This window comes from Variovorax sp. 10N432, assembly GCF_056394465.1.
This window is the reverse complement of record NZ_JBFTHX010000038.1, coordinates 1-13,111: the sequence shown is the minus strand read 5'-3', so window position 1 is coordinate 13,111 and position 13,111 is coordinate 1. Positions and strand designations below refer to the sequence as shown.

The 13,111-nt window shown below is 69.4% G+C and carries 14 protein-coding genes; 11 read left to right on the top strand and 3 right to left on the bottom strand.

Translation table 11 applies throughout. The features are described 5' to 3' along the window. The first annotated feature begins 6 nt into the window (after window positions 1–6). From nirD to AC1DF3_RS29660, 8 genes are all read left to right on the top strand, one after another. Window positions 7–387 carry a nitrite reductase small subunit NirD gene (gene nirD, locus AC1DF3_RS29695; RefSeq protein ID WP_301808761.1) on the top strand — a complete coding sequence of 127 codons (381 nt, stop codon included), beginning with the start codon at window positions 7–9 and terminating at the stop codon, window positions 385–387. Between the two features lie 8 nt (window positions 388–395). Further along, window positions 396–3,212, top strand: coding sequence for a nitrate reductase (locus AC1DF3_RS29690; RefSeq protein WP_478141790.1), 2,817 nt, complete (start codon window positions 396–398; stop codon window positions 3,210–3,212). Window positions 3,213–3,236: 24 nt separating this feature from the next. Continuing rightward, window positions 3,237–4,178, top strand: a complete 942-nt coding sequence (gene ybiB / locus AC1DF3_RS29685; RefSeq protein WP_478141789.1) for a DNA-binding protein YbiB — start codon at window positions 3,237–3,239, stop codon at window positions 4,176–4,178. Continuing rightward, complete coding sequence (gene cobA, locus AC1DF3_RS29680; RefSeq protein WP_286532210.1) at window positions 4,175–4,963, top strand: uroporphyrinogen-III C-methyltransferase; 789 nt, start codon at window positions 4,175–4,177, stop codon at window positions 4,961–4,963. Before ybiB ends, cobA begins: the two co-directional genes overlap by 4 nt. 10 nt (window positions 4,964–4,973) lie before the next feature. Continuing rightward, window positions 4,974–6,212: a BaiN/RdsA family NAD(P)/FAD-dependent oxidoreductase gene (locus AC1DF3_RS29675; protein WP_301808771.1), complete on the top strand. Its 1,239-nt coding sequence runs from the start codon at window positions 4,974–4,976 to the stop codon at window positions 6,210–6,212. 98 nt (window positions 6,213–6,310) lie between these two features. Further along, on the top strand, window positions 6,311–6,523 hold the full coding sequence (rpsU, locus tag AC1DF3_RS29670; RefSeq protein ID WP_007833691.1) for a 30S ribosomal protein S21: 213 nt from the start codon (window positions 6,311–6,313) through the stop codon (window positions 6,521–6,523). 109 nt (window positions 6,524–6,632) lie between these two features. Continuing rightward, the gene (locus tag AC1DF3_RS29665; RefSeq protein WP_478141788.1) at window positions 6,633–7,088 is read left to right on the top strand and encodes a GatB/YqeY domain-containing protein; all 456 of its coding nucleotides are present in this window, start codon (window positions 6,633–6,635) and stop codon (window positions 7,086–7,088) included. Beyond that, the gene (locus AC1DF3_RS29660) at window positions 7,085–7,537 is read left to right on the top strand and encodes an NUDIX domain-containing protein (protein ID WP_478141787.1); all 453 of its coding nucleotides are present in this window, start codon (window positions 7,085–7,087) and stop codon (window positions 7,535–7,537) included. The genes AC1DF3_RS29665 and AC1DF3_RS29660 overlap by 4 nt, the downstream gene beginning before the upstream one ends. Window positions 7,538–7,558: 21 nt before the next feature. Here the strand turns inward: AC1DF3_RS29660 and AC1DF3_RS29655 are convergent, their stop codons facing one another. Both AC1DF3_RS29655 and pmbA read right to left on the bottom strand, forming a co-directional pair. Further along, the gene (locus tag AC1DF3_RS29655; RefSeq protein ID WP_286526132.1) at window positions 7,559–8,761 is read right to left on the bottom strand and encodes an ammonium transporter; all 1,203 of its coding nucleotides are present in this window, start codon (window positions 8,759–8,761) and stop codon (window positions 7,559–7,561) included. A 363-nt stretch (window positions 8,762–9,124) separates the two neighbouring features. Further along, complete coding sequence (gene pmbA / locus AC1DF3_RS29650) at window positions 9,125–10,495, bottom strand: metalloprotease PmbA (protein WP_286532202.1); 1,371 nt, start codon at window positions 10,493–10,495, stop codon at window positions 9,125–9,127. A gap of 58 nt (window positions 10,496–10,553) precedes the next feature. On the opposite strand from pmbA, the gene yjgA reads away from it, so the two are divergent. The 3 genes from yjgA to AC1DF3_RS29635 all read left to right on the top strand — a co-directional run bounded on the left by yjgA (window position 10,554) and on the right by AC1DF3_RS29635 (window position 12,552). Beyond that, window positions 10,554–11,210 (top strand): ribosome biogenesis factor YjgA, encoded by a 657-nt coding sequence (gene yjgA, locus AC1DF3_RS29645; RefSeq protein WP_478141786.1) that lies wholly within the window; start codon window positions 10,554–10,556, stop codon window positions 11,208–11,210. A 20-nt stretch (window positions 11,211–11,230) separates the two neighbouring features. Beyond that, on the top strand, window positions 11,231–11,794 hold the full coding sequence (gene mog / locus AC1DF3_RS29640; RefSeq protein WP_478141812.1) for a molybdopterin adenylyltransferase: 564 nt from the start codon (window positions 11,231–11,233) through the stop codon (window positions 11,792–11,794). A 218-nt stretch (window positions 11,795–12,012) separates the two neighbouring features. Continuing rightward, a complete protein-coding gene (locus tag AC1DF3_RS29635; protein WP_478141785.1) occupies window positions 12,013–12,552 on the top strand; it encodes an ORF6N domain-containing protein in 540 nt (179 codons plus the stop codon). Between the two features lie 172 nt (window positions 12,553–12,724). Here the strand turns inward: AC1DF3_RS29635 and AC1DF3_RS29630 are convergent. After that, window positions 12,725–13,111, bottom strand: a 387-nt coding sequence (locus AC1DF3_RS29630; RefSeq protein WP_478141784.1) for an aldehyde dehydrogenase family protein, incomplete at its 5' end; no start/stop codon positions are given.

The window sequence follows — 13,111 nt, the reverse complement described above, 5'->3', positions numbered from 1 at the left end:
ACGGTCATGAGCCAATGGACAGCCATCTGCCGCGTCGACGACATCCCGGTGCTGGGCGCACGGCGCGTGGCGCGGCCCGCGGGCATCGACGTCGCGGTGTTCCGCAATGCCGAGAACCAGGTCTTCGCCCTGCTCGACCGCTGCCCCCACAAGGGCGGCCCGCTGAGCCAGGGCATCGTCTTCGGCACCAGCGTGGCCTGCCCGCTGCACAACTGGGCGATCGGGCTCGACGACGGCTGCGCGAAGTCGCCCGACGAAGGCTGCACGCCGCGCTTCGCGGTCAAGGTGGCGGACGGCGTGGTGCACCTGGACAGCGCGGAACTGGCCGGCCATGCCACCGGGCTCGAACGCCCGGTCGCCGGCCCGAAGCGCCCGGTCGCAGCTTGAGAAACGCCATGAACCAGACACGCTCCACCTGCCCGTACTGTGGCGTCGGTTGCGGCGTGATCATCGAATCCGATGGCGCGCAGATCACCGGCGTGCGCGGCGACCCCGAGCATCCCGCCAACTTCGGCCGCCTGTGCACCAAGGGCTCGACCCTGCACCTCACGGCCAGCGCCGCGGTCACGATGCAGACGCGCCTGCTGCGGCCCATGCAGCGCGCCACGCGAGGCTCGGCGCCCGAGCCGATCGGCTGGGACGGCGCGCTCGACCTCGCGGTCGAGAAGTTCGCCCAGGTGATCCGCGACCACGGCCCGGATGCCGTGGGCTTCTATGTCTCGGGCCAGTTGCTGACCGAGGACTACTACGTCTTCAACAAACTCGCCAAGGGCCTGATCGGCACCAACAACATCGACACCAACTCGCGCCTGTGCATGAGCAGCGCGGTGGCCGGCTACAAGCAGACGCTCGGCGCCGACGCGCCGCCGGCCTGCTATGACGACCTCAAGTCCGCCGACTGCCTGTTCATCGTCGGCAGCAACGCGGCCTGGGCGCATCCGATCCTGTTTCGCCGCATCGAGGACGCCAAGGCCGCCAACCCGGCGCTGAAGATCATCGTGGCCGATCCGCGCCGCACCGACACGGCGGAGATCGCCGACCTGTTCCTGCCGATCCAGCCCGGCACCGACGTGATGCTGTTCAACGGCATGCTGCACCTGATGCTCTGGGAAGGCTGGACCGATGCCCGCTACATCGCCGCGCACACCACGGGCTTCGATGCGCTCAAGGCCACCGTGCGCGACTGCACGCCCGACCGCGTGGCGCAGATCTGCGGCATCGCCAAGGACGACCTGCTGCAGGCCGCGCGGCTGTTCGCGACTTCGGCGGCGACCTTGAGCCTCTACTGCCAGGGCCTCAACCAGTCGTCCTCGGGCACCGCCAAGAACGCGGCGCTCATCAACCTGCACCTGGCCACCGCGCAGATCGGCAAGCCCGGGGCCGGTCCGTTCTCGCTGACCGGGCAGCCGAACGCGATGGGCGGCCGCGAGGTCGGCGGCCTGGCCAACCTGCTGTCGGCCCACCGCGATCTCGCCAACCCCGCGCACCGGGCCGAAGTCGCAGCCCTGTGGGGCGTGCCGGAGGTGCCGGCGAAGGCCGGCAAGACCGCGGTCGAGATGTTCCAGGCGGCGGCCGACGGCGAGATCCGGGCCCTCTGGATCGCTTGCACCAACCCGGCGCAGTCGATGCCCGACCAGTCGACGGTGCGCCGTGCGCTCCAGCGCTGCGAGTTCGTGGTGGTGCAGGAGGCCTTCTCGACCACCGCTACCTGCGACTACGCCGACCTCCTGCTGCCGGCCACCACCTGGGGCGAGAAGGAAGGCACGGTCACCAACAGCGAGCGCCGGATCTCGCGCGTGCGCCCGGCGGTGGCGGCGCCGGGGCAGGCGCGCAGCGACTGGGCGATCGGCGTGGACTTCGCGCGCCGGCTCGAAGCCCGGCTCGCGCGCGCCGGGCTGCCGGCCACCCTCTTTCCCTACGCCGACGCCGAATCGGTCTGGAACGAGCACCGCGAGAGCACCCGCGGGCGCGACCTCGACATCACCGGCATGAGCTACGCGATGCTCGAGGCAGCGCCGCAGCAATGGCCGCTGCGCGAGGGCGAAGCGTCCGGCCGTGCACGGCTCTACGAAGATGGCGTGTTCCCGACACCCGATGGCCGGGCCCGCTTCGTCGACACGCCCTACAAGCCGGTGGCCGAGGCCCGCGAGGCGCGCTATCCGTTCTCGCTCAACACCGGCCGGCTGCGCGACCAGTGGCACGGCATGAGCCGCACCGGCACGCTGGGCCGGCTGTTCGGCCACGTGGCCGAGCCGAGCGTGCAGATGCACCCGCAGGACATGGCGCGCCGCCAGCTGGCCGAAGGCGACCTCGTGCACGTGACGTCGCGCCGCGGCTCGATCGTGTTGCCGCTCGCCGCCAGCACGGAAGTCGGCCTGTCCCAGGCCTTCATCGCGATGCACTGGGGCGGCGAGTACCTGAGCGGCAGCTCGAGCACGGGCGAACGGCTGGCTGGCGTCAACGCACTCACCACGCCAAGCTACTGCCCCGACTCGAAGCAGCCGGAACTCAAGCACGCGGCAGTCAAGATCCTCAAGGCCGAGCTGCCCTGGTCGCTGCTCGCTGCCGCCTGGCTGCCCCAGGATGCGGCGCTGGACACCGCCGGCGCACTGCGCGCGCTGATGCAGAGCTTTCCCTTCGCCAGCTGCGTTCCCTTCGGCACCGGCGGCGCGCTCGAAGGCGGCGCGCCCGAGCGCACCGGCATCCTCTTCCGTGCCGCCGGCTACGAGGCTCCGCCCGACGCCGTGCTGGCGCAGATCGAGGACCTGCTGGCGCTGGGCGGCGCCGACACGCTGCGCTACGCCGATGCCCGGCGCGGCCAGCGGCGCGCCGTGCGGCTGGCACGCGACGGCGCCGACGCCCGGCTCGAAGGCTTCCTGCTCGGCGGCGACACCCGCGCCGAAGCCTGGATCAAGGCCCTGCTGCAGGACCGCCTGCCGGCCCAGGCCTACGGCCGCCAGCTGCTGCGCCCCGGCGCCACGGCACCGGCCGGCGTGGCCGCGCGCGGCAAGGTCGTGTGCAGCTGCTTCGGCGTCACGCAGACCGCGATCGAGGCGCAGCTGGCGAGCGGCCCGGGCGACGAGACCGAAGGCCTGGCCGCGCTGCAGGGCGCGCTCAAGTGCGGCACCAACTGCGGCTCCTGCCTGCCCGAACTCAAGCGCATGGTGCGGGCCGGCGTCGCGGGGCATAAGCCCACTGCCCAACCGGCATAAGGCATGCGGGACAATCCGGCACCCATGGGAATCAGTCACTACATCAAGGAAATCGGCCGCGGCGCCCGCGGCGCGAAGCCGCTCGCCCGCGAGCAGGCCGCGGACCTGTTCGGCCAGGTGCTGGACGGCAGCATCACCGACCTCGAGATGGGCGCCTTCTGCCTGGCGATGCGGATCAAGGGCGAGACGCCCGAAGAGCTGGCCGGCTTCCTCGATGCCACCCATGCCCGGCTGGCGCGCTTCCCGGCCGGCGAGCGGCCGCTGGTCGTGCTGCCGAGCTACAACGGCGCCCGCCGGCTGCCGGTGCTGACGCCGCTGCTGGCGCTGCTGCTGGCGCGCGAGGGGCTGCCGGTGCTGGTGCACGGCGCGGCCACCGAATCGACCCGGGTGCTGGCGTCCAGCGTGCTGGCCGCGCTCGACGTGCCGGCGCTGGCGGCGATCCGCCCGATCGCCGGCGGCGAGGCGGTGTTCGCGCCGACCGCGCTGCTGAGCCCCGGGCTCAAGCGCCTGCTCGACGTGCGCCGCGTGGTCGGCCTGCGCAACCCGGGCCACAGCGTGGTCAAGCTGATGCAGCCCGCCCTCGGCGACTGCGTGGTGATCGGCAGCTACACCCATCCCGAATACGCGCGCTCGATGGCCGCCACCTTCGAGCTCACCGGCATGACCGCGCTGCTGTCGCGCGGCCTCGAGGGCGAAAGCGCAGCCGACCCGCGCCGCACCGCACAGGTTGACGGCTTCGTGCGCGGGCAGCGCATCGCACTGCAGGCGCAGCAGCCCGGCACCCAGGCCGAGGTGCCCGGCCTGCCGAGCGAGATCGACGTCGAGACCACGGCCACCTACACCCGGCGCGTGCTGGCTGGCGAGCTGCCGGTGCCCGACGCGCTGGCGCAGCAGGTGGCGCACATCCTTCAACTGGCGCAGCGCGCGCAAGAGACACGCGCAGCCCACACCGCGGAGATCCCATGAGCCATCTTTCCCTCCAAGGCAGCTGCACGCTGGTGGGCGCCGGTCCCGGCGACCCCGAGCTGCTGACCCTCAAGGCGGTCAAGGCGATCCAGGCCGCGACCGTGCTGCTGGTCGACGACCTGGTCAACGACGAGATCCTGGCCTATGCCCGGCCCGGCGCCCGGATCGTCCACGTCGGCAAGCGCGGCGGCTGCCGCAGCACGCCGCAAGCCTTCATCGAGCGGCTGATGATCACCGCGGTGCAGGAAGGCGAGACCGTGGTCCGCCTGAAAGGCGGCGATCCCTTCATCTTCGGCCGCGGCGGCGAGGAGGTCGAGCACCTGCGCGAGCACGGCATCGAGGTCCGGGTCGTCAACGGCATCACGGCCGGCCTGGCCGCGGTCACGGCGCTGGGCGTGCCCCTGACCCACCGCGACCATGCACAGGGCGTGGTGTTCGTCACCGGCCATGCCAAGACCGGCCACGCCGCCGGCGAACACCCGACCGACTGGCGCCAGCTGGCGGCCACCGCCCGCGACGCCCGCCTGACGCTGGTGATCTACATGGGCGTCGCCGGCGTCGCCCACATCCAGGACGAGCTGCTGCACGGGCTGCCCGGCGACACCCCGGTCGCCGTCATCCAGCACGCCAGCCTGCCGCAGCAGCGCCACATCGCGACCACCCTGGCGCGGCTGCGCGTCGACATCGCGGGCGCGGCCATGGCCAGCCCGTCGGTGATCGTGGTCGGCGACGTGCTGCGCGGCCTGGCGGCGGCCGGCGTCCCGTCGGCCCGCTTCGGCACCTGAGACCGGCCCGTTGGACAGCTTCGACGTCGTCGTCATCGGCGCAGGCGCCGCCGGCCTCTTCTGCGCCGGCGTGGCGGGCCAGCGCGGCCTGAAGGTGCTGCTGCTCGACCATGGCGAGCGCATCGCCGAGAAGATCCGCATCTCGGGCGGCGGCCGCGCCAACTTCACCAACCGCGACCTCGACGTCCGCGCACCCCAACGCCACTTCATCGGCGACAACCCGAACTTCTGCCGCTCCGCGCTGTCGCGCTACACGCCGCAGCAGTTCATCGCGCTGGTCCAGCGCCACGGCATCGCCTTCCACGAGAAGCACAAGGGCCAGCTGTTCTGCGACGGTCCGTCGCAGCAGATCATCGACATGCTGCTGGCCGAATGCGCAGCCGGCGGCGTGACCCACTGGCAGCCCTGCAGCGTCGGCGCCGTCTCGTGGTCGGACGACGGCGGCTATGCGATCCAGACCGGCCGCGGCGCCGTGCGCACGCCCCGCCTGGTGGTCGCGACCGGGGGCCTCTCGATCCCGCAGATCGGCGCCAGCGACTTCGGCTACCGGATCGCCACCCAGTTCGGCCTGCGCGTCATCACGCCGCGGCCGGCGCTGGTGCCGCTGACCTTCGGCGGCGAGGCCTGGGAACCGTATGCGGGGCTGGCCGGGCTGGCGCTGCCGGTGCAGATCGAGACCGGCAGCAAGAAGGAGCGCATGGCGTTCCATGAAGACCTGCTGTTCACCCACCGCGGCCTGTCGGGTCCTGCGGTGCTGCAGATCTCGAGCTACTGGAAGCCCGGCGCGCCCCTGACCCTCGACTTCGCGCCCGGCACCGACGTCGCGGCGGCGCTGTCCGAGGCCAAGCAGCGCTCCCGCAAGCGGATCGGCAACGAACTGGCGGCCTGGGTGCCGTCCCGGCTGGCCGACGCCTGGGTCGGCCAGGACGCCGCCCTGCAGCGCCCGATCAACGAGGCCGCCGACCGGGCGCTGGCGGCGCTGGCCGAGCGCATCGCGCGCTGGCAGATCACGCCCAGCGGCACCGAGGGCTACAAGAAGGCCGAGGTCACGGCCGGCGGCGTCGACACCCGCGACCTGTCCTCCCAGACCCTGGAATCGAAGCAGCCGGGACTCTATTTCATCGGCGAGGTGGTCGATGTCACGGGCTGGCTCGGCGGCTACAACTTCCAGTGGGCCTGGGCCAGTGCGCACGCCTGCGCCCAGGCGCTGGTGGCGCAACCCAAAGCTGACGCTATAATGTCGGGCTAACTTCGGCCTCCCCTCAACGGCCCACCCCATTTTTCAGTTGAGGAACCCCGGCCCGGGGCCTCGATCTCCCCAGGCCAAATGAACCAACCGATTCCTAAATGACCACCATCCGCGTAAAAGAAAACGAGCCCTTCGACGTCGCACTGCGCCGCTTCAAGCGCACCATCGAAAAGCTCGGCCTGCTGACCGACCTGCGTGCCCGCGAGTTCTACGAAAAGCCGACCGCCGAGCGCAAGCGCAAGAAGGCCGCGGCCGTCAAGCGCCACTACAAGCGCGTGCGCAGCATGCAGCTCCCCAAGAAGCTGTACTAAGCACCCGCAGCGTTGGCCACAGGCCACCGCCCGGTTCAATCCGGATCGAGCCGCGCCAGGGACACCCTGCCGCGGCTTTTGTTTGTCGCTCCATCAAAGAAAGCCAGCCATGAGCCTCAAGAACCAGATCACCGAAGACATGAAGACCGCGATGCGCGCCAAGGACGCCGAGCGCCTGGGCACCATCCGCCTGCTGCTCGCCGCCCTCAAGCAGAAGGAAGTCGACGAGCGCATCGAACTCGATGACGCGATGGTGGTCGCGATCGTCGACAAGCTGGTCAAGCAGCGCAAGGACTCGGTCGCCGCCTTCACCCAGGGCGGCCGCACCGACCTGGCCGACAAGGAAGCGGCCGAGATCAAGGTGCTCGAGGTCTACCTGCCGCAGCGCATGAGCGCCGACGAGGTGGCGGTCGAGGTCCGGGCGATCGTCGCCGAACTCGGCGCCAAGGGCCCGGGCGACATGGGCAAGGTGATGGGCGCGGTCAAGGCCAGGCTGGCCGGCAAGGCCGACATGGGCCAGGTCAGCGCCGCCGTCAAGGCGGCACTGGCCAGCGCCTCAGCATGAAGTCGCGCCCGGTCCTCAAGGCCTGCGCCTGCCTGGTCGACGCCCAGGGCCGGCTGCTGGTGTTCCACCATCCCGAGGACCGCGGCATGCAGCTGCCCAAGGGCACGATCGAGCCCGGCGAAGCGCCCGAGGACGCGGTGCGGCGCGAACTGCTGGAAGAGTCGGGGGTCGACTACGCGGGGCCGCTGGAGCCGCTGGGCACCATCGACCGCTACTGCGAGGCCGGCGTCGAAGGCAACAAGCACCGCCATCCGCAGCTGTGGCACCTGTTCCTGATGCGCATCGAACACCCGCTGCCCGAAACCTTCGACCATGTCGCAATGGGAAGCCCGGAAGAAGACGGGTTGGTGTTCAGCTTCAGCTGGCTGACGCCGGACGCGTCGCTGGAGGACTTTGCCGCGCCCTACGTCCGGGTGATCGAAAAAGTCCGCGCCGCGCTCGCCGCCTGAGCGCCGGCCCGGGGCGCCGTTCTACCAGTTGGCTTCGCGCTCCGGGGTGGCCGAGATGTGGTGGATCGACAGGTCGGCGCCGTCGTACTCCTCCTCCTGCGACAGCCGCAGCCCCAGCGTGGCCTGCAGCACGCCGTAGACCGCTGCGCCGGCGACCAGCGCCCAGGCGACCCCGATCGCTACCCCGACCAGCTGGGCCCAGAGGTTCACCCCGCCGATGCCGCCGAGCGCCCGGCTGCCGAAGATCCCGGCCGCGATGCCGCCCCAGGTTCCGCAGAGGCCGTGCAGCGGCCAGACGCCGAGCACGTCGTCGATCTTCCACTTGTTCTGCGTCAGGGTGAACATCTTCACGAAGATCGCGCCGGCCACGCCTCCCACCACCAGCGCGCCGATCGGGTGCATCAGGTCGGAGCCGGCGCAGACCGCCACCAGGCCCGCCAGCGGCCCGTTGTAGACGAAGCCGGGGTCGTTCCTGCCCAACGCCAGCGCCACCAGCGTGCCGCCGACCATCGCCATCAGCGAATTGACCGCCACCAGGCCCGAGATCTTGTCGATCGTCTGGGCGCTCATCACGTTGAAGCCGAACCAGCCCACGCACAGGACCCAGGCGCCGAGGGCCAGGAACGGGATGTTCGAGGGCGGGTGCGCGCTCAGCGAGCCGTCGCCCCGGTAGCGGTTGCGGCGCGCCCCCAGCAGCAGCACCGCCGGCAGCGCCAGCCAGCCGCCCATCGCATGGACCACCACCGAGCCGGCGAAGTCGTGGAACTCGTTGCCCGTGACCCGGGCCAGCCAGTCCTGGATGCCGAAGGCCCGGTTCCAGGCGATGCCCTCGTAGAGCGGATACACCAGGCCCACGATGACGGCCGTGGCGATCAGCTGCGGCCAGAACTTCGCGCGCTCCGCGATGCCGCCCGAGATGATGGCCGGGATCGCCGCGGCGAAGGTGAGCAGGAAGAAGAAGCGCACCAGCTCGAAGCCGCTGCCGGCCGCCAGTTGCTCGGCGCCGACGAAGAAGTGCGTGCCGTAGGCGACGCCGAAGCCGACCAGGAAATAGACGATGGTCGAGACCGAGAAGTCGACCAGGATCTTGACCAGCGCATTGACCTGGTTCTTCTTGCGCACGGTGCCGAGTTCGAGAAAGGCAAAACCCGCATGCATCGACAACACCATGATGGCGCCAAGGAGAAGAAAGAGCGCGTTCGTGCCCCGAGTGAGTGCATCCATTGGAGATTGGCTTTGATATTTGCTTGGAGATGGTGCGTCGACGCCGGATGGCCCGGCTGACGCACCGATCGAAAGCAAAAATGGTGCCAAATCCGCCTCACTGCGGTGCCTTCTTGTCCAAATCGCTGCATCCCGCACCGGCATGGAAAGCGCGCTGGCTCAAAGGCCGGCGCAGCCAGGCCCGTTGGTGAAACACCGCGGAACTGGCTTTGCCAGGCCGCAGGTGTTGCCCCCGGTGGGGGGCTGAGGAGCCGCGGCTCCAAGCCTGCCTGCGCAGGCTTGGACGGCTCCGAAGGGCCGCTGCCTCTGGCAGCGACTCGAGCGCCCGGACACGAAGTGCCGGGCAACCTGGGGGCGAGCCGGTTACGCCCCCGCGACCTTCATGCGATTGACCAGCAGAGAACCCGTCGTCTTCGCCCCGTAGTTGTACGCATCCGCGCCCACCGCCTCGATGCCCATCAGCATGTCCTTGAGGTTGCCGGCGATCGTGATCTCCTGCACCGGGAACGCGATCCGGCCCTTCTCGACCCAGAAGCCGCTGGCGCCGCGCGAATAGTCGCCCGTCACGTAGTTGACGCCCTGCCCCATCAACTCGATCACCAGCAGGCCGGTGCCCAGCTTTTCGAGCATGGCATCGAGGTCGTCGCCCTTCTTCGTCAGGCGGGAGGTCAGCGTGAGGTTGTGCGAGCCGCCGGCATTGCCGGTGGTCTTCATGCCCAGCTTGCGCGCCGAGTAGGTACTGAGGAAATAGCCCTCGAGCCGTCCGGCGTCGACCACCTTGCGCTTGCGCGTCACGACGCCCTCGTCGTCGAAGGGCGAGCTGCCCTTGCCGCGCAGCAGATGCGGGTCTTCGACCACGTCGATGTGCTTGGGCAGCACCTTCTTGCCGAGCGAATCGAGCAGGAAGGTGCTTTTGCGATACAGCGCACCGCCGCTGGTGGCCTGCACCAGCCCGCCCAGCAGTCCGGCCGCCAGCGGCGACTCGAACAGCACCGGGCATTCGGTGGTCTTGATCTTGCGCGACTTGAGGCGGCTCAGGGCCCGCTCGGCGGCATAGCGGCCCACGGCCACCGGGCTCGCCAGCTCGTCGGCCGAGCGCATCGAGCTGTACCAGGCGTCGCGCTGCATGTCGTCGCCCTTGCCGGCGATCGGCGCCACCGAGATCGAATGGCGCGAGCTGGCATAGCCGCCGCGGAAGCCGCGGGTGTGGGCGCTGAAGAAATGGCTTTGCTGCGCCGAGACCCCGGCACCTTCGCTGTTGGTGATGCGCTTGTCGGTCGACAGGGCCGCGGCCTCGCACTCCAGCGCCAGCTGGGCGGCCTGTTCGCTCGTGACGTCCCAGGGGTGGAACAGGTCGAGGTCCGGCTGCTCCTTGGCGATATCAGCCTCGTCGGGCAGGCCGCTGACCGGGTCCTCGGCCGTGAAGCGGGCGATGTCGTAGGCCGCCTGCACGGTCTGGGCGATCGCCGCCTCGGAGAAGTCGGAGGTGCTGGCATTGCCGCGGCGGTGGCCCACGTAGACCGTGACGCCGAGCGACTTGTCGCGGTTGCGCTCGACGTTCTCGAGCTCGCCCTTGCGCACCGAGACGCTCAGGCCGCAGCCCTCGGACGCCTCCGCGCCGGCATCGGTCGCTCCGAGCTTCTTGGCATGGGCCAAGGCCGAATCGACCAGGTTTTCGAAGAAAGGACGGCTGTAGGCGAAGCCGGAGTCGGCGCGCGAGGAAGATGTGGTCATGTGTTGGCTATGATACTTGCGCCCCCTGTTCCCGATGGTGCGGCCAACGATTGCATCTATGTCCCGCAAACCCAAAAAAGGCTACTTCGTCCGTGGCGAGTTCGTGGCCGAAGGCAGCGAACTCGATCTGGAGCTCAAGCGCGAGCTCAAGGGCACCGACGCCGCCAGCAAGACCGACCTCAAACGCGAGAGCGCCGAACTGCAGGCGCTGGGCGAAGCCCTGCTCGGCCTGCGCGCCGGCCTGTTCGACACGCTCGACCTGGGCGACAAGGTCAAGGACGCCATTGCCGACGCCAAGCGCATCACCAACTTCGAGGGCAAGCGGCGCCAGATGCAGTTCATCGGCAAGCTGATGCGCGGCCTCGACGCCGAGGTGCTCGACGCGGTCCGCGCCGCCCTGGCCGAGCAGGACCGCCTGCCGGCCGAAGAAACCGCGGCGCTGCACGAAGCCGAGCGCTGGCGCGACCGGCTGATCGCCGACGACGACGCCCTCGGCGGCTGGATCGAGACCCACCCGGCCACCGATGCCCAGCAACTGCGCGCCCTGGTGCGCCAGGCCCGCAAGGACATCAAGGCCGGCCCGGCGGGCGAGGCGCCGCGGCAGGGCAAGGCCTACCGCGAGGTGTTCCAGATCGTGCGCGCCCAGCTGCGCGTGCATGGCACGGCCGACCTCGCCGACGAGGCGGCCGAGCAGGCGCGCGAGGACGACGCATGACGGCGTTCGATCCGGTCCGCATCGGCATCGTCTCGGTCAGCGACCGCGCTTCCAGCGGCGTCTACGAAGACAAGGGTCTGCCGGCTCTCAAGGACTGGCTGCAGCGCGCCCTGCGCAATCCGATCAGCTTCGAATCGCGGCTGATCCCCGACGAGCAGGCCGGCATCAGCACGGCACTGATCGCGCTGGTCGACGCCGGCTGCTCGCTGGTGCTGACCACCGGCGGCACCGGCCCGGCCCTGCGCGACGTCACGCCGGAAGCCACGCTGGCCGTGGCCCACAAGGAAATGCCGGGCTTCGGCGAGCAGATGCGGCAGATCAGCCTGCACTTCGTGCCGACCGCGATCCTGTCGCGCCAGGTCGCGGTGATCCGCGAGCGCAGCCTGATCATCAACCTGCCGGGCCAGCCGAAGGCGATCGCCGAGACGCTCGAAGGACTGCGCAACGCCGACGGCACGCAGGCGGTGCCGGGCATCTTCGCCGCGGTGCCCTACTGCGTCGACCTGATCGGCGGGCCGTACCTCGAGACCGACGACGCGGTCTGCAAGGCGTTTCGGCCGAAGTCGGCGATCCGGTCTGTCTAGTCTGTCGAGGACAGAGCAAAGACTCCTTCTCAGTTCTCGTTCTGTCCCGCAAGGTCTGAGCAGGTCGACGACAGGATTAATACTGCTGCGCAGGTTCTTGATCCAGTCCCATAACGGTGTTGGCGCAAGCCGATGACTAAAAGACGGGGAAGAGGGAGCGCATGGTTACAACAACGACGGGCAGCGCGCTGCTGCCGCGCATCGAGGGGCGCATCCAGGTGCTGCGCGGGCTGAAGGTGATGATCGACGCTGATCTGGCCGAGCTCTACGGCGTGCCGACCAAGGCGCTGAACCAAGCCGTCAAGCGCAATGCAGCACGCTTTCCGCCGGACTCCTTGTTCCAGCTCGACGCCGCCGAGAAGGCCGAGGTGGTCACAACCTGTGACCACCTCTCGAAGCTGAAGTTCTCGAGGACGCTGCCATTCGCGTTCACGGAGTTCGGCGCGGTGGCCCTGGCCAACGTGCTGGCCTCGGCACAGGCTGTAGAGATGGGCATCTACGTGGTGCGCGCTTTCGTGCGGCTGCGGCAAGCGGCGAGCTTGCATGAGGATTTGGCCAGGCGACTGGCCGAGATCGAGGAGAAGACAGAGCGGCTGGAGCTATCGCACGACATGTTCAGCCGCAACACGCGCAATCAACTGCGCCAATTGTTCGAGGCCATGCGTGCTCTGACGGTGCCTCCCGAGCCGCCCAAACGGCCTTTCGGGTTCATGCCGCCCGAAGAGAAGAAGACACCGAAGGCGCGCAGCAAGAAATAGTCGATCGAATCGAGCTGCATCGACAAGAAAGCCACCCGGACTCCCCGCCAGCACCAAGTTCCGGACAGCGCAAAAAAACTGCTGCGCAGTTTCTTGGTCTGTCCGCAAGCCCTGGTCAGTTGAGGACAGAGCAAAAACTGCTTCGCAGCTTCTTGGTCTGTCCCGCAAGGTCTCAGGAGAGCGTATACGCCGTCTTCACGACAGTGAAGAACTCCTGCGCATACCTGCCCTGCTCGCGCGGCCCGTAGCTCGACCCCTTGCGCCCGCCGAAGGGCACGTGGTAGTCCACCCCCGCCGTCGGCAGGTTGACCATCACCATGCCCGCCTGGCTGTGGCGCTTGAAATGCGTCGCGTACTTCAGCGAGGTGGTCGCGATGCCGGCCGACAGGCCGAACTCGGTGTCGTTGGCGGTCGCCAGCGCCTCCTCGTAGTTCTTCACCCGGATCACGCTCGCCACCGGCCCGAAGATCTCTTCCTTGTTGATGCGCATCGACGCCGCCGACTCGCTGAACAGCGCCGGCGACATGTAGTAGCCGTCGGTGTCGAGCTTCAGCCGCTC

What these genes read in the sequence shown, in the direction of transcription:
- yjgA (WP_478141786.1), top strand. Translation starts at nt 10,554, where the DNA reads ATGTCCCGCAAACCCAAAAAAGGCTACTTCGTCCGTGGCGAGTTCGTG.
- pmbA (WP_286532202.1), bottom strand. Translation starts at nt 10,495, where the DNA reads ATGACCACATCTTCCTCGCGCGCCGACTCCGGCTTCGCCTACAGCCGT.
- cobA (WP_286532210.1), top strand. Translation starts at nt 4,175, where the DNA reads ATGAGCCATCTTTCCCTCCAAGGCAGCTGCACGCTGGTGGGCGCCGGT.
- rpsU (WP_007833691.1), top strand. Translation starts at nt 6,311, where the DNA reads ATGACCACCATCCGCGTAAAAGAAAACGAGCCCTTCGACGTCGCACTG.
- ybiB (WP_478141789.1), top strand. Translation starts at nt 3,237, where the DNA reads ATGGGAATCAGTCACTACATCAAGGAAATCGGCCGCGGCGCCCGCGGC.
- AC1DF3_RS29690 (WP_478141790.1), top strand. Translation starts at nt 396, where the DNA reads ATGAACCAGACACGCTCCACCTGCCCGTACTGTGGCGTCGGTTGCGGC.
- AC1DF3_RS29655 (WP_286526132.1), bottom strand. Translation starts at nt 8,761, where the DNA reads ATGGATGCACTCACTCGGGGCACGAACGCGCTCTTTCTTCTCCTTGGC.
- nirD (WP_301808761.1), top strand. Translation starts at nt 7, where the DNA reads ATGAGCCAATGGACAGCCATCTGCCGCGTCGACGACATCCCGGTGCTG.
- AC1DF3_RS29660 (WP_478141787.1), top strand. Translation starts at nt 7,085, where the DNA reads ATGAAGTCGCGCCCGGTCCTCAAGGCCTGCGCCTGCCTGGTCGACGCC.
- AC1DF3_RS29665 (WP_478141788.1), top strand. Translation starts at nt 6,633, where the DNA reads ATGAGCCTCAAGAACCAGATCACCGAAGACATGAAGACCGCGATGCGC.